Origin of the sequence: Serratia sp. ME47 (genome assembly GCF_903970925.1) — a bacterium.
GTDB classification, from domain to species: Bacteria; Pseudomonadota; Gammaproteobacteria; order Enterobacterales; family Enterobacteriaceae; genus Serratia; species Serratia ureilytica.
The window spans coordinates 80,811-104,216 of sequence record NZ_CAJCKE010000013.1; the positions used below are offsets into that span (position 1 = coordinate 80,811).

24 protein-coding genes are annotated in these 23,406 nt (G+C 58.9%); 13 read left to right on the forward strand and 11 right to left on the reverse strand.

Annotated elements, in window-relative coordinates:
• The first annotated feature begins 107 nt into the window (after nucleotides 1-107).
• Nucleotides 108-1,769, forward strand: coding sequence for an alpha-keto acid decarboxylase family protein (locus tag H7A77_RS14520; RefSeq protein WP_182074346.1), 1,662 nt, complete (start codon nucleotides 108-110; stop codon nucleotides 1,767-1,769).
• Here H7A77_RS14520 and H7A77_RS14525 read toward each other — a convergent pair.
• Nucleotides 1,745-2,635 carry a LysR family transcriptional regulator gene (locus tag H7A77_RS14525; RefSeq protein ID WP_108681663.1) on the reverse strand — a complete coding sequence of 297 codons (891 nt, stop codon included), beginning with the start codon at nucleotides 2,633-2,635 and terminating at the stop codon, nucleotides 1,745-1,747. The two genes, H7A77_RS14520 and H7A77_RS14525, sit on opposite strands and share 25 nt — an antisense overlap.
• 96 nt (nucleotides 2,636-2,731) lie before the next feature.
• Here H7A77_RS14525 and H7A77_RS14530 point away from each other — a divergent pair, with 96 nt between their 5' ends.
• Both H7A77_RS14530 and H7A77_RS14535 read left to right on the forward strand, forming a co-directional pair.
• Nucleotides 2,732-3,184: a multidrug/biocide efflux PACE transporter gene (locus tag H7A77_RS14530; RefSeq protein WP_016926809.1), complete on the forward strand. Its 453-nt coding sequence runs from the start codon at nucleotides 2,732-2,734 to the stop codon at nucleotides 3,182-3,184.
• 67 nt (nucleotides 3,185-3,251) lie between these two features.
• A complete protein-coding gene (locus H7A77_RS14535; RefSeq protein ID WP_019453821.1) occupies nucleotides 3,252-3,944 on the forward strand; it encodes an aspartate/glutamate racemase family protein in 693 nt (230 codons plus the stop codon).
• On the opposite strand, the gene H7A77_RS14540 is transcribed toward H7A77_RS14535, so the two are convergent.
• Nucleotides 3,941-5,188, reverse strand: a complete 1,248-nt coding sequence (locus H7A77_RS14540; RefSeq protein ID WP_047025275.1) for an ion channel protein — start codon at nucleotides 5,186-5,188, stop codon at nucleotides 3,941-3,943. The two genes, H7A77_RS14535 and H7A77_RS14540, sit on opposite strands and share 4 nt — an antisense overlap.
• A gap of 310 nt (nucleotides 5,189-5,498) precedes the next feature.
• Here H7A77_RS14540 and glk point away from each other — a divergent pair, with 310 nt between their 5' ends.
• Entirely contained in the window at nucleotides 5,499-6,461 is a 963-nt protein-coding gene (glk, locus tag H7A77_RS14545) for a glucokinase (protein ID WP_025303754.1), read from the forward strand.
• 71 nt (nucleotides 6,462-6,532) lie between these two features.
• Here the strand turns inward: glk and H7A77_RS14550 are convergent, their stop codons facing one another.
• The gene (locus tag H7A77_RS14550; RefSeq protein ID WP_033643939.1) at nucleotides 6,533-7,762 is read right to left on the reverse strand and encodes an OFA family MFS transporter; all 1,230 of its coding nucleotides are present in this window, start codon (nucleotides 7,760-7,762) and stop codon (nucleotides 6,533-6,535) included.
• Nucleotides 7,763-8,158: 396 nt separating this feature from the next.
• Here H7A77_RS14550 and H7A77_RS14555 point away from each other — a divergent pair, with 396 nt between their 5' ends.
• Entirely contained in the window at nucleotides 8,159-8,518 is a 360-nt protein-coding gene (locus H7A77_RS14555) for a DUF2502 domain-containing protein (protein WP_182074347.1), read from the forward strand.
• A 4-nt stretch (nucleotides 8,519-8,522) separates the two neighbouring features.
• Here H7A77_RS14555 and H7A77_RS14560 read toward each other — a convergent pair whose 3' ends face one another.
• The 3 genes from H7A77_RS14560 to H7A77_RS14570 all read right to left on the reverse strand — a co-directional run bounded on the left by H7A77_RS14560 (nucleotide 8,523) and on the right by H7A77_RS14570 (nucleotide 12,282).
• The gene (locus tag H7A77_RS14560) at nucleotides 8,523-9,257 is read right to left on the reverse strand and encodes a LytTR family DNA-binding domain-containing protein (protein ID WP_025303751.1); all 735 of its coding nucleotides are present in this window, start codon (nucleotides 9,255-9,257) and stop codon (nucleotides 8,523-8,525) included.
• Nucleotides 9,254-10,945, reverse strand: a complete 1,692-nt coding sequence (locus tag H7A77_RS14565; protein ID WP_025303750.1) for a sensor histidine kinase — start codon at nucleotides 10,943-10,945, stop codon at nucleotides 9,254-9,256. Before H7A77_RS14565 ends, H7A77_RS14560 begins: the two co-directional genes overlap by 4 nt.
• A 92-nt stretch (nucleotides 10,946-11,037) precedes the next feature.
• The gene (locus H7A77_RS14570; protein WP_182074348.1) at nucleotides 11,038-12,282 is read right to left on the reverse strand and encodes a DUF1479 domain-containing protein; all 1,245 of its coding nucleotides are present in this window, start codon (nucleotides 12,280-12,282) and stop codon (nucleotides 11,038-11,040) included.
• Nucleotides 12,283-12,450: 168 nt separating this feature from the next.
• On the opposite strand from H7A77_RS14570, the gene H7A77_RS14575 reads away from it, so the two are divergent.
• From H7A77_RS14575 to H7A77_RS14585, 3 genes are all read left to right on the forward strand, one after another.
• Nucleotides 12,451-12,990 (forward strand): GNAT family N-acetyltransferase, encoded by a 540-nt coding sequence (locus tag H7A77_RS14575; protein ID WP_182074349.1) that lies wholly within the window; start codon nucleotides 12,451-12,453, stop codon nucleotides 12,988-12,990.
• Between the two features lie 119 nt (nucleotides 12,991-13,109).
• Entirely contained in the window at nucleotides 13,110-14,339 is a 1,230-nt protein-coding gene (gene alaC / locus H7A77_RS14580) for an alanine transaminase (RefSeq protein WP_042785136.1), read from the forward strand.
• Nucleotides 14,340-14,450: 111 nt separating this feature from the next.
• A complete protein-coding gene (locus H7A77_RS14585; protein WP_033643933.1) occupies nucleotides 14,451-14,975 on the forward strand; it encodes a cytochrome b in 525 nt (174 codons plus the stop codon).
• Nucleotides 14,976-15,033: 58 nt separating this feature from the next.
• On the opposite strand, the gene ypdK is transcribed toward H7A77_RS14585, so the two are convergent.
• Nucleotides 15,034-15,108 (reverse strand): membrane protein YpdK, encoded by a 75-nt coding sequence (gene ypdK / locus H7A77_RS14590; protein ID WP_099782600.1) that lies wholly within the window; start codon nucleotides 15,106-15,108, stop codon nucleotides 15,034-15,036.
• 399 nt (nucleotides 15,109-15,507) lie between these two features.
• Here ypdK and H7A77_RS14595 point away from each other — a divergent pair, with 399 nt between their 5' ends.
• Nucleotides 15,508-16,035 (forward strand): DUF2778 domain-containing protein, encoded by a 528-nt coding sequence (locus tag H7A77_RS14595; RefSeq protein ID WP_089192088.1) that lies wholly within the window; start codon nucleotides 15,508-15,510, stop codon nucleotides 16,033-16,035.
• 584 nt (nucleotides 16,036-16,619) lie between these two features.
• Here H7A77_RS14595 and H7A77_RS14600 read toward each other — a convergent pair.
• Together H7A77_RS14600 and H7A77_RS14605 are read right to left on the reverse strand one after the other, a co-directional pair.
• Complete coding sequence (locus H7A77_RS14600; RefSeq protein WP_033651988.1) at nucleotides 16,620-17,057, reverse strand: antitoxin HicB; 438 nt, start codon at nucleotides 17,055-17,057, stop codon at nucleotides 16,620-16,622.
• Nucleotides 17,058-17,140: 83 nt separating this feature from the next.
• The gene (locus tag H7A77_RS14605; RefSeq protein ID WP_182074350.1) at nucleotides 17,141-17,593 is read right to left on the reverse strand and encodes a DUF805 domain-containing protein; all 453 of its coding nucleotides are present in this window, start codon (nucleotides 17,591-17,593) and stop codon (nucleotides 17,141-17,143) included.
• Nucleotides 17,594-17,872: 279 nt separating this feature from the next.
• Between H7A77_RS14605 and mltB the strand changes: the two genes are divergently transcribed.
• Nucleotides 17,873-18,961: a lytic murein transglycosylase B gene (gene mltB / locus H7A77_RS14610; RefSeq protein WP_033632457.1), complete on the forward strand. Its 1,089-nt coding sequence runs from the start codon at nucleotides 17,873-17,875 to the stop codon at nucleotides 18,959-18,961.
• A gap of 57 nt (nucleotides 18,962-19,018) precedes the next feature.
• Here mltB and H7A77_RS14615 read toward each other — a convergent pair whose 3' ends face one another.
• Nucleotides 19,019-20,170, reverse strand: a complete 1,152-nt coding sequence (locus H7A77_RS14615; protein WP_033632458.1) for a porin — start codon at nucleotides 20,168-20,170, stop codon at nucleotides 19,019-19,021.
• Between the two features lie 396 nt (nucleotides 20,171-20,566).
• On the opposite strand from H7A77_RS14615, the gene H7A77_RS14620 reads away from it, so the two are divergent.
• Genes H7A77_RS14620 through H7A77_RS14630 form a run of 3 tightly spaced genes read left to right on the forward strand, consistent with a single transcriptional unit; the run spans nucleotide 20,567 to nucleotide 22,133 of the window.
• Nucleotides 20,567-20,857, forward strand: coding sequence for a hypothetical protein (locus H7A77_RS14620; RefSeq protein WP_033643929.1), 291 nt, complete (start codon nucleotides 20,567-20,569; stop codon nucleotides 20,855-20,857).
• Between the two features lie 46 nt (nucleotides 20,858-20,903).
• Nucleotides 20,904-21,827, forward strand: a complete 924-nt coding sequence (locus tag H7A77_RS14625; protein WP_042785133.1) for a DMT family transporter — start codon at nucleotides 20,904-20,906, stop codon at nucleotides 21,825-21,827.
• 3 nt (nucleotides 21,828-21,830) lie between these two features.
• Nucleotides 21,831-22,133, forward strand: a complete 303-nt coding sequence (locus tag H7A77_RS14630) for a hypothetical protein (protein WP_049294901.1) — start codon at nucleotides 21,831-21,833, stop codon at nucleotides 22,131-22,133.
• Between the two features lie 11 nt (nucleotides 22,134-22,144).
• Here the strand turns inward: H7A77_RS14630 and dsdC are convergent, their stop codons facing one another.
• Nucleotides 22,145-23,074 (reverse strand): DNA-binding transcriptional regulator DsdC, encoded by a 930-nt coding sequence (gene dsdC, locus H7A77_RS14635; RefSeq protein WP_025303739.1) that lies wholly within the window; start codon nucleotides 23,072-23,074, stop codon nucleotides 22,145-22,147.
• Nucleotides 23,075-23,406 lie beyond the last annotated feature (332 nt).

Below are 23,406 nucleotides of genomic sequence, written 5' to 3' on the forward strand. Positions count from 1 at the left end.
GGCATGTAACGCCAGGTTGCCGCTCGACACGGAAAGCGCTGTTCGAAAATTAACCGGCATCTTCGATACTTAAAGATAATCGCTTCAGCTGCAGACAGGTGATGATCATGACTCAGATCTACACGGTGGCCGATTATCTGCTCGATCGTCTGGCCCAGATTGGCATCCGCCACGTCTTCGGCGTGCCGGGGGATTACAACCTGCAATTCCTCGATCACGTCATCGCTCATCCGCAAATCACCTGGGTAGGCTGCGCCAACGAACTGAACGCCGCCTACGCCGCCGACGGCTATGCGCGTTGCAAACCGGCCGCGGCGCTGCTCACCACCTTCGGCGTCGGGGAGCTGAGCGCGCTGAACGGCGTGGCCGGCAGTTATGCCGAATACCTGCCGGTGATCCACGTGGTGGGCACACCGGCGCAGCGTGCCCAGCGCGCCGGCGATTTGCTGCACCATTCGCTGGGCGATGGCGACTTCACTCACTTTGCGCGGATAGCCAAAGAAGTCAGCGTCGCACAGGCCAACCTGACCGCCGACAACGCCGCCAGGGAGATTGACCGCCTGATCGATGCCGCCTTGCTGGAGCATCGTCCGGTTTATCTGATGCTGCCCAGCGACGTAGCGGAAGCGCCGCTGCCGGCCAAACCGGCGCCGCTGATGCTGCGCCAGGCCAGGCTGTCGCGGAGCGCATTGCAGGCGTTTATCGCCGCAGCGCGTGAAAAGCTGCAATCGGCGCGGCAAGTGTCATTGTTGGCGGACTTTCTGGCGGACCGCTTTGGTGTTGAAACGGCGCTGGATAACTGGATGCAGGAGGTGGCTATCCCGCACGCCACGCTGCTGCTCGGCAAGGGCGTGCTGGATGAGAACCGCGACGGTTTTGTCGGCACCTACAGCGGCGGCGCCAGCGCTGCGGCGACCAAAGCGCTGATTGAAAATGCCGATGTCGTGATCACCGTTGGCGTGCGTCTCACCGACACCATTACCGGAGGATTCACGCATCATCTGCCGGCGGAAAAATGCATCGATATCCAACCGTTCGAAGCCTGGGTCGGTCGTCAACGGTTCAGCCGCATCCCGATGTGCGCCGCCGTGCAGGCGCTGCACCGCCTGACTCTGTCGCTGGCGTCGCGCTGGCCGTTGCCGACGATCGGCCGTCCGGCGCTGCTGGAAGGCGATGGGGAAGGGTTGGATCAGCACGCCTTCTGGCGGCAGATACAGGATTTCCTGCGGCCGGGGGATATCGTGCTGGCCGAGCAGGGCACGGCCTGTTTCGGCGCCGCGACCTTGACGCTGCCGCGCGGCAGCCGGATGATCGTGCAGTCGCTCTGGGGCTCGATCGGCTATACCTTACCGGCGACTTTCGGGGTGCAAACCGCCGAACCACAGCGCCGGGTGGTGCTGTTGATCGGCGACGGCGCCGCGCAATTGACCGTGCAGGAGCTGGGATCGATGCTGCGCGACGGGCTTAAACCGGTGATCTTCGTGCTGAATAATCAGGGCTACACGATTGAACGCGCTATCCACGGGCCGGAGCAGAGTTACAACGACATCGCCCGGTGGAACTGGACGCAGCTGCCAACGGCATTGGCCGGTGGGCGGCCGGTGACGGCGTTGCGGGTCAGTCAGCCGGAGGCGCTGCGCCAGGCGCTGAGTGAGGCGGCGCAGGGCGACCGGCTGGCTTTCATCGAAGTGATGCTGCCGAAGATGGATATTCCCGAACTGCTCGATACGATCTCGCGCGTTATTCAGTCGCGCAACGCCGCCGCCTGAGCCGCGTCGTCTTCCAGCAATCGCTCCAGCATCCAGTACCCCGCCGGGCCCGGCGGGGTCAGTTTGGACCATACCGCATCCACCGAAATCAGTTTGGGCCAGCCGCGCGGGCGCAGCTGGGTGAGCCTGCCGTGGCCGTATTGTTGCACCAGCCAGTGCGGCAGCACCGCCCAACCGAATCCCTGTTCCGCCATCTCCAGCAACAGCAGATAGCTGGGCGCCGACCAGACCAGCCCGCCTTGTCTGGCCGCTTCGGCGCCGGTGTAAGTGTTCAGGATCAGCTGACGGGTGCTGGATAATTGCTCCGGGGTCGGCGCGGCGACCTGCGCCAGCGGATGCTGATGGGCGACGAACAACCCCATTTCGGTCTGCTCAGGCAGGCGGGAGAAGGCGATATCCGGCGGATAGGTTTTTTGCACTTCCACCATGCCCAGCTGTGCGCGGCCGCTTTGCAGCAGATCGATGACGTCGCCTTCCTCGGCGATCATCCATTCCAGCTCAATCTCCGGGTAACGTTGTTCAAACCGCTGCATCAGGCTGTCGTGATGCTTCGGTTGGTAGGTATCGGAAAATACCATGCTCAGGCGCGGTTCGACATTGCCCGCCAGCTGAATGCTCAGCGCGTCGAGCCGCTCGCTGGCGGCGAGGATCTCCTGCACGTGCCCCAGCACCTTGCGGCCGGCAGCGGTGAGCACCGGTTGGCGCGCGCTGCGATCGAACAGCGTCAATGCCAGGTCGGCTTCCAGATTGGCGATGGCGGTGCTGACGGTGGATTGGCTTTTGCGCAGCTTGCGCGCGGCGGCGGAAAATGAGCCGAGGGCGGCGGCTTCAACGAACGCCTGTAACGCTTCCGGTGAATAGTGCATATATCTACTTTATAGATGGAACCTATTTTTAATCTACCCAAAAAAGCGATGATAATCACCTGGCTTTCGCAACAACTGTTGAAAAAAAGGTGATGTATGCAACTGCAAAACAAGTCTCTCATTGAACGTATCGTCCACGCCGTCGGTTTCGAGGCCATCGCCGTGATGGTTTGCGCCCCGCTGGGCGCGTGGCTGCTGAACCGCTCAATGGTGCAGGTCGGTGCGTTGGCGGTGATGCTGTCCACCGTCGCGATGCTGTGGAACATGGTTTACAACACGGTGTTCGACCGCCTGTGGCCGGTCAGCCGGGTGGTGCGTAACCTGAAGGTGCGTGCGCTGCACGCCGTCGGCTTTGAAGCCGGTTTTATTCTGATCGGCGTGCCGATCGCCGCCTGGATGCTGAGCATTTCCTGGGCGCAGGCGTTTATGCTGGAAATCGGTTTCTTCCTGTTCTTCCTGCCGTACACCATGGCCTACAACTGGCTGTACGACACGCTGCGCCAGCGCTGGTTCGAAGCGCGCCAGCCGATCAATTCCGGCGCCAAATAAGGCGTCGTCAGCCCGGCGATTCTCAGGTAAGGTCAGAGGATCGTCGGAAAATGCTGAGGAATGAAGGATGAAAGTGTTGGGTCTGCTGGGCGGCATGAGTTGGGAATCCACCATTCCGTATTACCGCACCATCAACGAGCAGGTAAAGGCGCGCCTCGGCGGGCTGCATTCGGCCAAAATCGTGCTCTACAGCGTCGATTTTCAGGAGGTTGAACGCTTGCAGCACCAGGGCGATTGGGATGGCGCCGGCCGGCTGCTGGCCGCCGCCGCCGTGGCTTTGCGCGCCGCCGGCGCCGAAGCTATCGTGATCTGCACCAACACCATGCACAAGGTGGCGGAGGCGGTCGAGCAGGCCAGCGGCCTGCCGCTGATTCACATCGCCGATGCCACGGCGCTGCAGGTGCGGGAGAAAAACATTCGCCGCGTCGGGCTGCTGGGCACGCGTTTTACCATGGAGCAGACCTTCTACCGCGGCCGCCTGCAGGAATTGCACGGCATCGATGTGGTGACGCCGGTCAGCGCCGATCGTGACATCGTGCACCGCATCATCTATGACGAACTCTGCCTCGGCAAAATTCGCGACGCCTCGCGCGACGAGTATCGCCGGATCATCAGCGATCTGGAACAACAGGGCGCGCAGGGGATTATTTTCGGCTGCACCGAGATAGGGTTGCTGGTGAGCGAGCGGGATGCCTCGGTGCCGGTGTTCGACACCACCGCGATCCACGCTCGCGCCGCCGCGGCGTTCGCGCTGGCCTAATCGTCGTGCGGCGGTTGCCGGCGGTTCACCAGCATCAAGGGTTTGCCCGCCAGCGCCAGCCAGGCGGGCAGCATCACGATGCACAAGATCGGCAACAGGTGCAGATCCGGCACCACCGCCACTGCCATAAACAGGCTGAGCCAGCCGTCGCGCGTGACCACCAGCACCAGCCCCATGATGGCGCAGGAGACGGTGATCGCCGCCGGCACCGCCGGAACGTGCTGATGCAGCATCAGCCCCAGCGCCACGCCGACGAACACCGCCGGGAAGATGCGCCCGCCGCGAAAGCCGCAGGCGGCGGCGATCACCAGCGCCGCCAGCTTGGTCAGGGTAACGGCCAACAGCGCCGGCACCGAATAGTTGCCGTCTGCCGCGAGGCGCTTCATTTCATCCAGCCCTTTGAACAGGGTAATCTCACCGCCCACCAGCGCCAGCAGGCCCAGCACAAAGCCCCCCAGTCCTAGCATCAACACCGGATTCTTCATCGAATGGAACAGGCGGTGAACGTGCGGGAAGCACCACAGCGCCACCATGCCGAGCGCGATGGCGATCAGCGCCACGATGGCGCCGCTGAAGATGTCCGGCAGTCGCGTTACGTCGTAGGCGTCGAGCTGCAGGGCGAAATTGGGCACGAAGAACAGCTGGGTGGTGACCGCGCCGGCGGCGGCGGCCACCAGCGGGGCGAACAGCCGATCCCACAGCGGCGTTTCGTTATTGCCCGCCAGGGTTTGCGAGAAGATCAGCGCGGCGGCGACCGGCGTGCCGAACATCGCGCCGATGGTGCCCGCGGCCGCCAGGATGATCCAGTCCATGCGCGGCACCTTAGGCAGCAGGCGCGCCCCCGCCGCCGCCGCCAGCGCGATATTGATGGCGGTGATCGGGTTCTCCGGCCCCAGGCTGACGCCGCCGGCCAGGCCGACGATCAGCGCCAATCCCAGCCCCGGCAGGGCGGAGAGCGGCAGCGGCATGCCGATCAGCGATTCCGTCGCCGGATCCGGCCCGGCATGGCCCGGCATATAGCGCACGATCAGGCCGACCGCCACGCCGGTCAGCGTCAGCATGCCGAGCGGCCACCAGGGTGCCTGGGCGTCCAGGCTCAGCGCGTCGGGCAGCGTCACCCACAGCCATTGCTGCAGCGTAGCGGCGACTTTCATCATCAACAGCAGCACCAGACTGGAGGCGGAACCGATAATCAGCGCAGGCAAAGCAAAGGCCAACATGGCATTGGCGCGCGGATGCAGCATGGATAATCCCTTGTCGATGCCTCCATGCAGGGCAGGGAGAGCAGGTGGTTGGACAGTGACCACAGCTTGCCAGACTATCGGCGAGCAGGCACGCATTGATATTGCCCGGCGTCGATGACGGTTAACAGTCGCGGCGGCGCGTTTTTTGCCGCAATTTGTTTCAAATCGCGGCTTGGCGGGCCAGCTGAAACGTTTTTTGTGATCCGGATCGCTATTGGGGCGCAGATCCGAGTCGGGTGATTGTTGTTTTCGCAGCAGGATTTTACAGTGTGGGCAGCTTTTTATTTTTCATTTTGCGGAGACGAAATCAATGACCTATGCCCTCGTAGGTGATGTTGGCGGCACCAATGCCCGCCTGGCGTTGTGCACTGTTGCGACGGGTGAGATTACCCAGGCGAAAACCTATTCCGGCCTGGAGTTCGACAGCCTGGAGGCGGTGATCCGCCACTATCTGAAAGCGTGCGATATCGAGGTGCAGGACGCCTGTATCGCGATCGCCTGCCCGGTGACGGAAGACTGGGTCGCGATGACCAACCACAGCTGGGCGTTCTCTATCAAAGAAATGAAGGCCAACCTGGGGTTGAGTCATCTGGAAGTGATCAACGATTTCACCGCCGTCTCGATGGCGATCCCGATGCTCTCGCCGGACGACGTGCTGCAGTTTGGCGGCGGCGATGCGCAGCCGGGCAAACCGATCGCGGTGTACGGCGCCGGCACCGGGCTGGGTGTTGCCCACCTGGTGCAGGTCGATCGCCGCTGGGTCAGCCTGCCGGGCGAGGGCGGCCATGTCGATTTCGCACCGAACAGCGAAGAAGAAGACATTATTCTGGAGGTGCTGCGCGGTGAAGTGGGGCACGTTTCCGCCGAGCGCGTGCTGTCCGGGCCGGGCCTGGTCAACCTGTATCGCGCCATCGTCAAGGCGGACAACCGCCTGCCGGAGAAACTGGAGCCGAAGGACATTACCGAGCGGGCGCTGGCCGACAGCTGCATCGACTGCCGCCGTGCGCTGTCGCTGTTTTGCGTGATCATGGGGCGCTTCGGCGGCAACCTGGCGCTGAATCTGGGCACCTTTGGCGGCGTGTACATCGCCGGCGGCATCGTGCCGCGCTTTATGGAATTCTTCAAGGCCTCGGGCTTCCGCGCCGCCTTCGAAGATAAAGGGCGTTTCCGTGACTATGTGCGAGACATTCCGGTGTTCATGATAACCCATGGCCAACCGGGCCTGCTGGGAGCCGGCGCGCATCTGCGCCAGACGCTGGGCATGCAGCTGTAAGCAACGCGGCGGCACGATAAAAAAAAGGGGCGCAACCCGCAGGTTGCGCCCCTTGTCGTTTTCGCGGGGTATCAGGCTTTGGCCAGCTCTGCCGCCTGTGCTGTTTCTTCGCTTTCCACTTCCACGGCTTTCGGCGCTTTGATGAACAGCGTAATCAGCAAGGAGGCGGCGGACAGGACGCCAATCACCATGAAGGTGGCGTGGAAGCCGCCGAAGTATTTGGCGACGAACGAACCGGCCAGCGCGCCCAGGCCGAAGCCCTGGTAGATGATGCCGTAGTTCTTGCTGTGGTTTTTCAGACCGAAGAAGTCGCCGACAATCGCCGGGAACACGGTGATGTTGCCGCCGAAGCAGAAGGCCACTGCGCCGACGCAGATGAAGAACAGCGTGTGGTTCAGGGTCATGAAGCTCAGGGCGACAATCGCCAGTACGGTAACCAGCATGGTGAAGCTGATGACGCGCATACGGCCCACTTTATCGGACAGTGTCCCCAGGATGATGCGGCCGGCGGTGTTGAAGATGGCGACGGCGGACACGGTGTTGGCGGCGGTGGCCAAGTCCATCCCGGCCAGTTGAACGCCCATGTCTTTCACGATGCCAATCAGATACAGACCGCTCATGCAGGCGGCAAAGAAGATGGTGAACAGCAGGTAGGCTTCTTTGGTGGCCAGCATCTGGCGCACGCTGAAGTCGTTGCCCAGACCGTTGGCGCCTGGCTGTGCGGCGTTGGTCGCCAGCACCGGCTCTTTCAGCAGCAGGGAGCCGACGACGATCAGGCCCATCACGATGGCACCCCAGTAGAAGAAGGCACCGGAAACGCCGACGTCGGCGATCAGGGCGGCGTTGACGTATTTGAACAGCAGGCTGCCGCTGCCGAAGGCGCCGACGGAGATGCCGGAAATCAGGCCTTTGTTGGCCGGGAACCATTTGATCAGGTTGGACAGGGTGGAGATGTAGGCGATACCGACCGCAAAGCCCACCACCACGCCGGCCAGCAGGTAGATCATGTCGAGCGAGCTGACGTGGGCGCTGGCGATAAGGCCCAGGCCGACCAGGATGCCGGAGCACAGCGTCAGGTTGCGGATGCCGAAGCGTTCTTGCAGCTTACCGGCGAACAGCGTGGCGAAGGCCAGGAAGAAGCTGGTGATGGAGAAGGTGGTGGCGACGTCCGCCAGCCCCCAGTGGAACTTGTCGACCAGCGGCTGGTTGAACAGGCTCCAGGTGTAGATGGTGCCCAGACCCATCTGACAGATGATGGTGCCGAGAACGATTAAGCTGCGATTTGCCGGTTTGGTGTTCATGGCCGGTCTCCTTCCTGTGTGTGCGTTGCCGGGCGTGAGCCGTTGGCTGAAATTTGCGGGGTGAATCAGCGTTCCCGCGGTATGGGCTTATTATATGGCCGGCCCCTGCGGCGGGCGGCGGATCGGGAATGAGTTGCACGACGGAAGGAATGAAATGCATTTTATGCGGCGTGAGTTGCCGTTTTTGCGCCTGAAAGCCCGTGAAATGCCGGGGGTGACACGTGATCTACATCAAAGATATCAACGATTTGTTGTTAATCGCCGGTGAACGATTGTGGTGGAATTGTGAAGGATGCGTCTGAAAGGCGTAAATCGGCATTGCGCCTATAGAGCGGCGGTGAGCGCGGGGCTATGTTATCTGCGATCGGACAAGGTCCGCTCAGCAGGAGCCATGAAATGAAAAAAACGCTGTTGTTACTGGCTGCGCTGCTGGCGCTGCCGCTGGCGAGCCAGGCCGACGTCTCCATCGGCGTGAACGTGCCTGGCCTGTCGTTGCATATCGGCGATCGCGACAATCGCGGCCATTACTGGGACGGCTATCGCTGGCGCGATCCGCGCTGGTGGGCCGATCACCGCCGGTATGAACGCCCGCGCGGGTACTATTACGGCCCGCCGCCCCGGGTGATTTACTACGGGCCGCCGCCCCGGGTGATTTACTACGGGCCGCCGCGGCGCGACTGGCGCGACCGGCCGCATTACCGCATGCCGCCACCGCCGCCGCCGGGGTATTACTACCGTCCGGGCCCGCGCTGGTAAGCGCTTACAGGCGCATCAGCTTGCGGAACTCTTTCACCTTGCTGCGGCTGACCGGCACTTCAAACTCGAGATCGCTCAGCCGCAGAATGTAGGTATTGTTGAACCAGGGCACGATCTCGCGGATCTTCGCCAGGTTAACGCAGTAAGAGCGGTGGCAGCGGAAGAAATGCTCTTCCGGCAGCCGGCCGTAAAACTCGGTGATGTTCATCGGCATCACGAACTCTTCCCGGCGGGTATAGACCCGCGTCACCTTTTCATCGGCGGCGGCGTAATAGATGTCGTTGATGTCGGTAACGATAATCCGCTCGTCTTTGATCAGGTTGATGCTGTGGCTGCCGCGGCTCGGCGCGCTGGCCGGCTCCGTCGCGCCGGCGGGGCGATGATGCAGCGCCTCCAGCTTTTGCAGCATGGTGACGATGCGCGCCTCGTGATAGGGCTTGAGGATATAGTCGAACGCTTCGATCTCGAACGCTTCCACCGCGTGCTCTTTATAGGCGGTGATGAACACGATAGACGGGCGATGCGCGAATTTGCTGATGTTTTGCGCCAGCAACACGCCGTCCAGCGACGGGATGTTGATGTCGAGGAAAATGGCGTCGACCTGGTGAGTCTGCAGGTATTTGAGGACGTCGAGGCCATCCTCGAAGGTGGCGACGATATCGATATTGCTGTGTTTCTTGATCAGGTAGCTGAGTTCTTCCTGCGCGAGGAATTCGTCTTCCACGATAATGGCTTTCATGAGGCCTCCCCGACCGGCGGCGCGCTCGGCTCCTGATGCAGCTTGCCGCCGTTTTTGCTGATGTAGAACGCGATTTCGGTGCCCGGCTCCAGGCGGCGGATATGCAGCCCTTCACCGTACAACAGCGACACGCGGTGGTGTACGTTGAGCAGGCCGATATTGTGGCCCGGCATCTCGTTGCGCGCCACCCGATCGATGGTTTCCTGATTGATGCCGTGGCCGGTATCCTTCACCGATATTTTCACCCGGTCGCCCTGATCTTTCACTGCGATCACCACTACCCCTTTGCCCTTGCAGGGCTGGATGCCGTGCACGATGGCGTTCTCCACCAGCGGCTGGATCAGCAGGCTCGGAATGCGCACCGAGACGTCGTCGTCGATGTCGTAAATCACCGTCAGCTTGGCGCCGAAACGCGCCTGTTCGATGGCGATATAGTCCTGGATCTGATGCAGTTCCTTGCGGATATCGATCAGTTCGTCGTTCAGCTCCAGGTTGTAGCGCAGGTAGCGCGACAGGTTGATGATCAGCTGGCGCGCGGTGTCCGGATTCAGGCGGATGGAGGAAGAGATGGCGTTCAGCGCGTTGAACAGGAAGTGCGGGTTAATCTTGCTCTGCAGCGCGCGCATTTCGGCTTTATCCGCCATCTGACGCAGGTGCTCGATGCGCGAAACCTCCATCTGGGTGGAGATGATCTGCGACAGCCCGACCGCCATCACCTTCAGCGTGTTGGTGATCTGGTGAGCGTGGCAGTAGTAAATTTTCAGCGCGCCGGTCACTTCGCCTTTTTCCCACAGCGGCACCACCAGCTGCGAATGGATCTGCGGCGCGGCCGGGTTTTCCAGGTTGTTTTTGATGATGATTTTGCCGTGGCGAATGCTTTCGCGAGTGACGCGGCTCAGCCCTTCGCGGCCGATCGGGTAGGCTTCGCGCCCTACGCCGACGTAAGCCAGCACCTGATGGGTATCGGTGATCGCCACCGCGTCGGCGCGGATATCCTGGCGGATGATATCGCAGATGGTGGCCAGCGATTCGCTGTTGATGTTGCGGAAATAGGGCAGCGTCTTGTGGGCGATATCCAGCGCCAGCTTGGCCTGGCGCGCGGCGATCACTTCTTTTTCATCTTCGACGCTCTGCACCAGCAGCACGATCAGGCCGATGCACACCGTGCCGAGGATCATCGGCAGGGCGATCTGCGACACGATGTCCAGCCCAAGCTCGGTCGGCTTGGCCCACAGCACGATCAGCAGCATGGTGAGGGATTCGCACAGCATGCCGCCGACGATGCCGGCGCGCCAGCGCTGCTCTTTTTTGACCTTGAGGTTGATGTAACCGGCGCTGATGCCGGCGATGATGCTGGTGATAAGGCAGGGCACCGAGGTGATGCCGCCGATGTCGATCAGATAGCGGTGCACCCCGGCGATGATGCCGGTGACGATCCCCACCCAGGGGCCGAACAGGATGCCGCCGGCCATGATGGCGATGACGCGCACGTTGACCAGCGAGCCCTCAACGTTGATGCCGGAGTAGGTGCTGAACAGCGCGAACAGCGAGAAGATTGCCGTGACGATGCCGAGCTCAAGCGGCGTATGGTCTTCTTTTTGCAGCAGTTGGCGGAACAGCCGGGTGCGGGTCAGGAAAAACAGACAGATCAACATCAGCGCGGCGCGATCAAACACCGCCAACAGCATTTCAAAAAAAGGGTGCACGACGGGTTCTCGCTGCGGCCTACGGATGACGGCAGTATACCACAGCGAGAGAGGCCCGTGGCTGGAGGCGGCGGTCAGCGCATGCCGAGCTGCGCTTTGCCCAGCGGCGTCAGCAGCTCGACGGTGGCGCGGCCGTCGAAATCCACCTCGAAGTCGTCGGGGGCGAAGTCCGGCGGCGTTCTGCCGTCGATAAAGCTCGGCAGCTGGCGCTGCAGATAGGCGTCGTTTTTCTCGCAGCCCGGCGCGGCGGCGATGTACATCACGTTGCTGTCGAACTCGCCGTTATGTTCGTTCTCCACCGCGTGGATCACATCGCAGTGCCAAAAGACCGTGTCGCCCGGCTCCAAATCGGGAATAGGGGAAATCCCGCTTAATAAAAGGGGATGCCATTTTTCCGAGATCGACAGCGCGCGACCCGGCGCCGCATCGCACAGATCGTCATCGGCGACGTCGTCCTGCAGCGCGCGCAGCAGCACATAGGCCATGGCGTTGGCGATCGGCACCAGGTTCAGCGTGCCGGCGTTGGTGCGCTGCGGCGTCAGCGCCGTCCAGCCCTGGAAGGTGCGGAACATCGAGCAGACCGCCGGAGAGGCTATCTCGCGCACTTCGGTGCGGCCGTCGGCGGCGAAGGGATCGTACTGCTGCCAGTCGCCGGAGAAGACGTGGCGATACACATAGCGGAAGTTCTCGTCCAGCCAGCGCTCGATGGTGCCGCTGTCGACGTGCGGCGACAGGCCCAGCGACGAGGAGTTCGGCGGGCGGCGGCGGGTGCGATCGGCGTAGGTGGCGACGCGAGTCGGATCGAAATGCTGTTTGCCGTTGCTTTCGGTGGCCCACAGGCTGTTGAGGAACACCTGCACCGCATGCATGCGCGCGTCCTGCCGCGCTTCAACCTGCGGTTTTGACCAATAGATGCCGTAGATCTGTGGCTTGCTGGCGGCCAGCTTGCCGAAATAGTTGTCTTCGGCGGCGTTCTTCAATCGCTCGACGAAGTTGTTGCGATCGAGGTAATCGCCGATTTCGCGGTTCCAGCCCTCGGCTTTGGCGCGCGGAAACACCCCGCGAATAGCGCAGGCGCCGCGCTGTTTGATCAGCGCTTTTTGTTGTTCAGTGACGCGCTGCTGCAGGATATCTTCCGCGTCAATTTGCGGCACCGGGTTGTGGCCGGCGGCCAGTTCGCGGCGAATCTGTTCGACCTGGCCGCGGATGTTCTCTTCCAGCGCCTGGAATACGTCGCGATAGTTGGGCAATGCCTGGCGCAGCTGACGCTTGACGTTAACGATCGCCAGCGGAATATCGTCGATGACTAAAGAGGCCATGGTGTTCTCCTGATGCCGCGTGGGTAACGGCGGCGGGCAGTTGTAGGGAATCGGGCAAGACGTTATGGTTTTGTGGTTTTAACGTAAATGATTATCGGCAACCAATCGGGGAAAATAAAGAGATATCTTTCATTCGTAAGTTCCTCTTTTTCGTTTTTCGGAGATTTTATGAAGCTGGTCACTGAACGTCTGCAGTTACAGTCGGTAACCGCCGAGGATTGGCCGCTGTTTCTGCGCCTGTACCAAGATCCCGAGGTGATCCGTTACATCTCCGATCCGCGCAGCGAAGCGGAGATCCGCGCACGGTTCGAGGAGCGCCTGCCGGTCTGGGACAAACACGGCGACCAGTGGCTGTGCCTGGTGATGCGTGAGAAGCACAGCGGAGAGGCGGTGGGCATTACCGGCTTTCGCCCGCACTGGGCGCCGTATCGGCAGGCGGAAGTGGGATATGGGAGTTTGCCTTCCGGGCAGGGCAAGGGCTATGGCAAGGAGTCGCTGCGGGCGGTGCTGGATTTTGCGGTGAACGTCTGCGGTTTTCACAAGCTGACCGCTACCGTGACCGCCGGCAACCTCGCCTCGCGCGGCCTGCTGGAGTCGTGCGGTTTCCAGCTGGAGGGCACGCTGCGCGACAACTACCGTCTGGCGGATCAGTGGTGCGACGACTGGCTGTTCGGGCTGCTGGCGGCAGAGTTTCAGGGCGCTAAATAAAAATATCGCGCAGGGTATCGACAAGCTCGTCGGCGCTGCGCTATGTTCGATATTCGGTCAGTTCGCTGGCCAGCGTCGCTCGGACGGTCCGGGCGCTAACGTCTATCGAGGAATCCCCTATGGCTGATAACAGTCCACAGCGCCGTTTCACGCGCATTGAACGCCTTCCCCCTTACGTATTCAACATCACCGCCGAACTGAAGATGGCCGCACGCCGTCGCGGCGAGGATATTATCGACTTCAGCATGGGTAACCCCGACGGCCCGACGCCGCCGCACATCGTGGAAAAACTGTGCGCCGTCGCCCAGCGCGACGACACCCACGGTTATTCCACCTCGCGCGGCATTCCGCGCCTGCGCCGCGCCATTTCGCGCTGGTATGCCGATCGTTATCAGGTGGATATCGATCCGGAAAGCGAAGCCATCGTCACTATCGGTTCGAAAGAGGGGCTGGCGCACCTGATGCTGGCGACCCTCGATCACGGCGATACCGTGCTGGTGCCGAACCCCAGTTACCCGATCCACATTTACGGCGCGGTGATCGCCGGCGCTCAGGTGCGCTCGGTGCCGCTGGTGGACGGCGTGGATTTCTTCGGCGAGCTGGAGCGCGCCATTCGGGAAACCATTCCGCGCCCGAAAATGATGATCCTCGGCTTCCCGTCCAACCCGACCGCGCAGTGCGTGGAGCTGGATTTCTTCGAACGGGTGGTGGCGCTGGCTAAGCAGTACAACGTGCTGGTGATCCACGATCTGGCCTATGCCGATATCGTCTATGACGGCTGGAAAGCGCCGTCGATCATGCAGGTGCCGGGGGCGAAAGACATTGCGGTGGAGTTCTTCACCCTGTCGAAAAGCTACAACATGGCCGGCTGGCGCATCGGTTTCATGGTCGGCAATCCCGAACTGGTCAGCGCGTTGGCGCGCATCAAGAGCTACCACGACTACGGGACCTTTACGCCGCTGCAGGTGGCGGCCATCGCCGCGCTGGAAGGCGATCAGCAGTGCGTGCGCGATATCGCCGAGCAGTATCGGCAGCGCCGCAACGTGTTGGTGAAAGGGCTGCATGAGGCCGGCTGGATGGTGGAAAACCCGAAGGCGTCGATGTACGTCTGGGCGAAAATTCCCGAACCTTATGCCCATCTCGGTTCGCTGGAGTTCGCCAAACGCCTGCTGGCGGAAGCCAAGGTTTGCGTTTCGCCGGGCATCGGCTTCGGCGACTATGGCGATACCCATGTGCGCTTCGCGCTGATCGAAAATCAGGACCGTATTCGCCAGGCGGTGCGCGGCATCAAGGCCATGTTCCGCGCGGACGGGTTGCTGATGTCGGGCAAAGGCGGCGGCGCCAAATAATCCTGTCAGGCCGGACGTTTGTCCGGCCTTATTTTTTCCCGTCCCAAGGTTTTCTTCATTATTTCCCCATTATGCTCGACTACGCTGAATTTTATTTTTTGGATAGAGTGTATGAGCAACCGCTACGCGCGATCGCAAATCGTTTTACATTGGTTGACGCTGCTGATGGTGATCCTCACCTACGCGGCGATGTTGCTGAAGGATTCGGTGCCGGAGGCGTGGGCGCCGCTGGTCAAAAATCTGCACTTTAATTTTGGGGCTTCGGTTTTTGCCCTGATGCTGATTCGGCTGGCGGTGCGCACCCTCCACGCGACGCCGCCGACCACGCCGCCGCTGGAGGAATGGCAGGAAGTGGGCGCCAAGATCTTCCATTGGCTGCTGTACGTGGTATTCCTGATGTTGCCGCTGCTGGGCGTGTTAACCCTGGCCTACGGCGGGAAATCGTGGACTTTACTGGGGTGGCCGGTACCGCAATGGGTGACGCCGGATCCGGTGATGCGCAAGCTGGTTAAAACGGTTCATGAGACGCTGGCGAATATCGGCTACTTTATTATTGGCGCGCATGCGCTGGCGGCGCTGTATCACCACTACCTGCGCAAGGACGACACCCTGCGCCGCATGATGCCGGGCAAATAACGGCGAACGACGGAAACGACAAAGGGACGCTCGCGCGTCCCTTTGGCTGTGTTCCCGGTCAGGCAACCATCAACATGAAGGTGCCAACCCAGGCAACCAGCATGAATGACACGCCCATCAAAAAATATTTCACTGAACAACTCCTGTCTGGAGTCCTCGCCAGCAATGATCCCGATTGTTGTGCTGAGTGTTTTATGGGCAACCTGTTTGTCGGGCGGGTTCTTCCAAACGAAAGAACAACGTCCTCGCGCGCGGGTTGTCCGGTTGTCGCGCCTCATGCTCCGTGAGGTAAAATCCGAACCGCGACAGGATCGGCGCTAATGTACTCTCAATACTGGTCTGATTTCAATACTGTGTTTTTGATCACAATTTTCGGCTGTTTTTTGAACAGTGCGCGCTGTTTTATAACGCTTTTTAAGTCGGGATAGACCAACTCTCTGACCCACGATAGCCGCAGGTACTCTTTTTCGATAAATGATTTTTGTGTTAGTGTTAATTTTATACTAACGAACGGTAAAAAGGAGTTTTACCTATGCCGCTACATGGAGAGTTTATCGTTAATGATGCACAGTTTTCCCCTTTGCTCATATACGGTGTTGGCACTTTTCTGGCTTACTCGGGCAATGGAATATATCGTAATCAAGCCGGTTGCGTGGCTGTTCCAGACAGTGGCCCAATCCCTCAAGGCCGCTATCACATCGTCAACAGGATAACGGGTGGCTGGAAAGGAATGCTGAGAACCGATCTTCATGATTTCTATTCGTGGCCGACATCGACGCCGGTTATCAAATATGAGTGGTTTGCCCTTTATCGTGAAGATGGGAAAATTGACGACTATACATGGATTAATGGGGTAAAACGGGGAAATTTCCGTTTGCATCCATCAGGCCCTTTAGGTATCTCTTTGGGCTGTATTACATTGCAGCATCGGACTGACTTTTTAGCTATTCGTCAGGCATTACTCTCCACCCGGCCAGTCAGGTTAGTTAACGACCTGATGTCTTATGGAACGATTGAGGTCATTCTTAATGGAAAGCAGACGTGTCCCGATGGGAATTAAACTCCTGATAGGGGCTGGCATTTATATACTGACATTTCTGCTTGCGAGGCCTTCAGACCCTTCGACGCAGGGAGAGCGTGAATTTTGGATAAAAGCAGCAAACCTGTTCGGTGAACGCGATATTGAGGGATTTGTAGGTATAGCGCTACTTATTGGCTGTTTGGTTATTACGCTTATAGTCAGCCCATTAGTCATTCGTGTTATTGAAAGAAGGTTGAGGTAATTAGTTTATTGATATAAAAATATTTTTATATTTTACCCTCACTTAACACAGCGGTTTAGTCTTTGGGGTCTGCATGAGTTTCTGTTTAATCGCCAATGGCTGAAATCCTTCAGTCATAGGCGATGTTAAGCGTTATGTGTTGCAATGCAGCGGCAGGCGCTCAGGCGACGGCGTTGATGCCGGTCGCCAGAATGACCCAAAAAACGAGACAAGACAGCAGAATAACGGCCCAAATATGACGGCGACTCCACTCCATTTTTAGCCTTCGTTGTTGCGACAGAGGATTAGGTAACGATCACATCGGCGCGAATGGAGGAAAATTTAGCCCCTGCGGATAATATTTTGCTTACCTGTTGCTAACTTATTGGCAAACTTCACTTATTGTCACGCGCACGTCGTAGCCCAACAGATACAGCGCCTGCTCCAACGCTTCCACCTTCGAGGCGTAACCGATATCCAGCAACCGCTCCATTTGCCCGCCGTTGAAACCCAGCTTGCGCGCCAGCGCCGCTTTACCGGTGTTTTTGCGCAGCATGGCGTTGTGCAGTTCGATTTTCAGCGCCACCAGCGCCGGCAGGTGTACCCTCAACTCATCGGCTTGCAGAGGGGAAGGGGCGGGCAGGGGCAAACCTTCATCCATCGTGGCGGCGATGGCGGCCAACAGGCTTTCCTGTGCCTCCAGTTCGATGTCTTCGCGTTTATAGCAGGCGGTTTGCCACTCGGGGAAGTCGCGAAAACCGATCTGCCAGGCGTCGCTGTCGCGATCGAAGGCGTAATGGGCGAAGTAATGGCTGAACATGGCGATCCCTGATTAAAACCTGAATGAGGCGCTATTGTGACGGCACGGCCGGCGGATAGCCATAGCCTTGAGCGGAATGGCGCTCAATCAGTCTGTTCACGCGGCTTGCGTCGCAGCCCGTCGGGCGGCAACAGCAGGGCGCAGAGCATGACTGCCAGACTGAACAGCGGCAGCCAGCGCGCTACCGGGCCGGGGGAGTAGTTGTTGAGCACCGAGCAAACATAGCACGCGACGGCCAACGCCCAACCGGGCAGGCCGATATCGTTGAGTCGGAACGCGGTTTTGGCCATGAACCACGTGACCAGGCCGAAATAGAACAACGCCCACACCATAATGCACAGCAGATACAGCAGCACCGAGACGAATTCGGCGCCGTCGCCGTGCGCGTAGGCGCGAAAATGGTTTTTATCCAGATAGGTCGACAGAAACGACAGCAGCACGATACCGATGGCGAAGATCGCCAGCGAGAAAATAAACGGTTTGCGCGAGATGCGCCCACGGTACAGGTCTTTGGCGAGTTGTCCGAGAGATTCCATCACAGTCCATTGTCGTGATCATTGCGGCGATAGCCGGGTGGCAAGCAGTCGGGCATTTTATCGGGGCAAACGTGGGCGTCAAGGTGATAACTTTTCTCATTTAGTTGCGGTTGAGATTCAGCGCGGCCGCACCGGGCGTTCTTTGCCCGTGCAAAACGTCACAATTTGGCACGTTTGGCTACCTGACGCGGTCATTGGCGGCATAATCCTGTTTGTTCGCGTTGAACAATGCATTAACATAACTCCCACTTATCTCTTGCATGGCTATATGGATATCCGATGCGTCACCTGGTTGCGCTTTTACCGCTGATTACCTTGCTTGCTGCCTGTAGCAGCACGCCGAAACCCAGTACCACCGCTACGCCGCAGAGCGCCCCGGTAAAGGGCGGCTTTTTGCTGAGCCCGGCGCACAGCGGCGCGCCGCTGGGTGGGGATTTCGCCAATAACCCGAATACCGCGCGCTTTATCGAGAAGATGGTGCAGGAACACGGTTTTGACCGGCAGCAGCTGCACGACGTGCTGGCGCAGGCTCGGCGATTGGATTCGGTGCTGCGGCTGATGGACAGGCAGGCGCCGACGCCGTCTACCCAGGGGCCAACCGGGCCGAATGGCTCCTGGCTGCGCTACCGCAACAAGTTCATCACCCCGGATAACGTGCAAAACGGCGTAGTGTTCTGGAATCAATATCAGGATGCGCTGCAGCGCGCCTGGCAGGTGTACGGCGTGCCGCCGGAGATTATCGTGGGGATTATCGGCGTGGAAACCCGTTGGGGCCGCGTAATGGGTAAAACCCGCATTATCGATGCGCTGGCGACGCTGGCCTTCGACTACCCGCGCCGCGCCGATTACTTCGCCGGTGAGCTGGAAACCTTCTTGCTGATGTCGCGCACCGAAGGCGACGATCCGCTCGAGTTGCGCGGTTCCTTCGCCGGTGCGATGGGCTACGGGCAGTTCATGCCTTCTTCCTTCAAAAGCTATGCGGTCGATTTCAACGGCGATGGGCATATCAACCTGTGGGATCCGGTCGATGCCATCGGCAGCGTGGCCAATTACTTCAAAGCGCACGGCTGGTCCAAAGGCGAGCCGGTCGCCATTCAGGCCAACGGCCAGGCGCCGGGGTTGGAAAACGGCTTCAAGACGCGCTACTCGGTCGCCGCGCTGGCCGAAGCCGGCCTGAGCCCGCAGGGTTCGCTTGGTGATAACCAAGAGGCCAGCCTGCTGCGGCTGGATGTCGGCACCGGCTACCAGTATTGGTACGGTCTGCCGAACTTCTACGTCATCACGCGCTATAACCACAGCACCCATTACGCCATGGCGGTATGGCAACTGGGCGAAGCGGTCGGGCGCTCGGCGCGCGGCGGCTTCTGACGCTGCGTCAATAAACGAAAAAGGCCGCTTGCGCGGCCTTTTTTGCATTCTGAGCAATCAGAAATCGTAGCGCAGACGCACCACGGTCATATCGCCGAGGTTGTCGGTGCTCGATGTCAGCACGTGCTCCACGTCAACGCGGAAACCGTAGTCAAACTGTACGGTTACCCCGAGGCCGTTATCGATGCGCTGGTAGTTGCGGCCGGTGATGTATTCCAGGCGGTCGCCCATGAAGTACGGCATCACCGATTTCACCGCGTACTGACCTACCGGCACGGTATAACCGGCCAGGTATTCGATACCCCACGCATCGCCTGCGAAGTAATTATTGACGTCGGCTTTCTTGGTGGTCAGGAAGTCGTTGTAGTAACCGCCGCCGAAGGTCAGGGTCCAGTTGTCCGGTTTCCAACTGATGGCGGTGCCGAAAATGTTCTGATCGTAGCTTTTGCTGCCGCTGGTGGACGGGTTGCGCATTTCGGCGCGGGTGTAGTTCCAGGCGGTGCCCCAGGTCAGATCCGGCGTAATATGGTAATCCACACCCAGAGAGCCGCCGCCTTTGCGCTTGTAGCGCAGGCCGTTGCCCGGCAGATAGTCGCTGTCGCTGAACAGATACGAAGCGTAAACGTCTGCATCGCCGAAGCGGTTCTTGTACTTCAGCATTTTGCGTGAACGGTAAGAGCCGTCGTAGTCGCCGTTAATGCCGTTGCCCGGCGCCTGGGCCAGCATGTCGTAGTCCCAAATATCAGTCTTGGCGCCCACCACGTCATAATAAACGCTGTTCTGTTGACCGAAGGTCATCTGGCCCCAGGTGTTGCTTTTCAGGCCGGTGTACAGCATGCGGCGGCTGGTGTTTCTCGCGCCGTCGGCATAGTGATGATCCCAGTCAAACAGCGCCGGAATGTTCACGCCCAGCTCGTAGTAGCTGATCCAGCTGATATCGTCGAACAGATAGTAGTCCGCCGCGAAACGGAAGCGGGTGCCGCCGTCGAAGCCGTTACGCTTGTACGAGCCCTTGTCACCGTCGCCCGTCATGTTGTTGAACTGCGGACGAATACTGCCGCCAACGGTGAAGTTCAGGCGGCTGAGCGGATCGCCGGCCTGTGGATCTTGCTTCAGCAGGGTGATTTCCGCCTGAGCGGCGAACGACGCGCTGCCGATCGCCAGACCCAGCGCCACCGCTTGAGTCATTACGCGCAATTTCATTGCCATGTGTTATCCCTGTTTTAGGTATGACCGCCCTCATCAGCGCCGCCATGCCGATGTTTTGCGCAGAAAGCTGCGTTTTTGCGCATTTTGACGGTTTTTTTGGTGTTTTAGCGGCGGGCGGCATTTGTAGCATAAACGGTGAAATAAATAATTACTTTTCTTGCTAATTATTGGCCGGTTTTTGACCATTTCGTGCGGTGAAAGTGGCCGCTCTGCCTCTCTCTCCACTCGGATGAATTCATTTAACGCCAAGGTTTATATTTTTCATTTGTCAGTCACCAACCCCAGCCTGTAATTTCAGCCATGCAAGAGATAATTAATTCCAGCCTGTCACCGCCGTATTAACGTGAGGCATTTTTGCGTAATCGGTTGGCAGGAATAAGCGATTGGGAGGTCGCCATGAGAAACCTGTTAATGTTGTTGGTGGGGCTGTTTTCATTACCGGCGATGGCGGCGGAGTCGCACGTCTGCCATTCTCAAGCTTATGATTATGCAGAGGTTAGTAAGCTAAGGTTGTCTGACGACACTCTGTTTTTCTGCCGCGGCGTGGGGCGCCTGACGATCCCGGAATTGGCGCGAAAAGGCTGGAAGGTGATTCACCTGGCGCAGCAAACTGAATATACCGACTCCGTCGACAGCGATGGCGAAGTTATTAAGCTTTATCAGGAAATCGTGGTGTATAAAGAATAACGCGACGGCAGCCTGTGATTATTTCAACGGCGGCGGGAACCCTATTATGAATGCAAGAATCGGTATCGACGGCAGGGCTGCCGCCGCCATGGTGATGCTATGCGCCATTTGGGGAATGCAGCAGGTGGCGATCAAGGCCGCCGAGCCGGATGTGTCGGCGGTGCTGCAAATTGCCATTCGCTCTGGTCTTGCCGCGCTGGGGGTTTACCTGCTGGCGCGCTGCCGCGGCGAGTGCTTCACCTGGGATCGTGCCACGCTGAGCGCCGGTTTGAGCGTAGGGGCATTGTTCGCGCTGGAGTTCTTTTTTGTCTCCGAAGGGCTGCGCTATACCAGCGCTTCGCATATGGCGGTGTTTTTGTACACCGCGCCGCTGTTTTCCGCTCTCGGCCTGCATTTTCTGATTCGCCAGGAACGCCTGTCGTCGGTGCAGTGGCTTGGCATGCTCATCGCCTTTGGCGGCGTGGTGTTGGCCATATCGGGCATGGCTGAGGGCAGCGGCGACGCAGCTCGGTTGAAGGGCGATCTCTACGGCCTGCTGGCGGGGATCGCCTGGGGCGGTTCTACGCTGGTGATCCGTACCTCGCGTCTGGCAGAGTGTCCGGCTAAACAGACGCTGCTGTTCCAGTTGACGGGCGCCTGCGTGCTGCTGTCGTTGCTGGCGATAGCGTCGGGCAATTTGCACGTCGTTCTGAGCCGGGTGGCCTGGAGTAGCCTGCTGTTCCAAACGGTGATCGTGTCGTTTTTCAGTTACCTGATCTGGTTTTCACTGTTGCGTCGTTATCAGGCGTCCTCGCTGGGCATTCTCACCTTTATGACGCCGGTATTCGGCATCCTGGCCGGCGTCGTCATGCTCGGCGAGCCGCTGCAAATTGAGTTTGTATTGGGTGCCGTGCTGATCGTGCTGGGGTTAATCGTGGTGAGTTGTTCATATCTTATTTATTTTGACCGTAGGGTGGCACCAAAAATATAAATTATGGATGTTGATGTACAGAATTACCAAATAAGCTGCGAAAGCCAATTCATTATTCAGTTGCAAATATCCCGCTATGCTTGGGGCGTGCCGCTGATTACGCTCAGCGATAACGGTGATTTTACCGTGATAAGAAGCCGAGGCTGGTCGAGGTTGGCGAATGGGATGCGATTGGAGGTTTATTATTTTGCCAATAATTCCCTGCTGACCTGGGATAAAAGTCGAAAATATATTTCTTATTCAAAGGCCGGCCGGCTCTACGCCTGCGCGCTGCATTTTTCTTATTCCCCCAAAGTAGAGCGCTAACCCTCTGGCCATCAGACCAGAGGGGAGATTTTCATGATCCACTGCTTAAACGCGAGGATCTTGGGCCACTGCCGTTCGGAAATGGTCGAGGTAAAATAGCAGTGCTCACAGGGCACGGTCATGTTGGTGAACGGAATGATCAGTTCGCCGCTTTTTATCCAGTCCTGCACCAGATTAAGCCGCCCCATGGCGACGCCAAGGTGCCGTGTGGCGGCCAGTACCGCGAGATCGGAACGGTCGAACTCCATGCTTTTACTGTCGGTATCCAGCCCCAACGCAAAGTGTTGTGACCAGGTTTGCCACTCATCTTCGCCGGAGTTGTAGCGATCGTGCAGCAGCGTACAGTGAGCCAGGTTTTCCGGCGCATCGTACAGGTTATGTGCAGCGGCGTACTGCGGCGTGCAAATCGGCACCATCGATTCCTGCATAAAGGCCTCGTCCAGATGCCGCCCCGAGGGCAGTTTGCCGAAGTACATCGCCAGGTCCACGCCGCGGTTGGCCAGGTTGATGATTTCCTGCCCGGTCAAAATGTTGAGGTGAATGGTGGGGTGCTGGGCGATAAAGTCGCCGATGCGCGGCAGCAGCAGACATTGCACCAGGGACGGGTGCGAGTAGAGGGTCAATGTTCCCGTCAACTCGCGATTTTTAATGTCCAGAATTTCCTGATTCAAGGTGTTGAAGGAGCTGTCCAGCGCCCATTGCATGCGTTCGCCCTCCGGCGTCAGCGTAATTCTGCGATGAAAGCGTTGGAATAGCAGAAACCCCAATTCCTTTTCGAGCAAATTAATGCGGTGGCTCACGGCGCTGGGGGTGATCGACAATTCTTGTGCCGCCAGCGCAAAAGATAAATGACGGGCGACGCATTCGAAAGTATGCAGCCGGGAAAATTGATAGCTGGTCAGCGGGGTGGCCCGCTGTGAATGTTTTTTACTGGGGAACATGCTATTTCTCCGTGCGCGCAATGCGCCAATATTAACACTTAATGGCATGAGTGATAAACCCAAGTTGATTAATATGTTCAGGTTATATATCAGGACCCTGTTTACTGATTACCGTCATAGATTTTAAGGATTAAGATGATGAGATAACATGAATCGGTAAATGACTTGTCTGCTGGCAGACTGAAATTAGAAATTGACGAGGTCTGACATAAATCTGTTAAAGATAAATGTGACGTAGAAGGAGAAACGGTGAAAAATAAGGCCGTTATTTCTTACGCACGTATCGGTCAAGTAGAGCTGTAGGTATGATGAAAAACTGGCTCGTCCAGTGA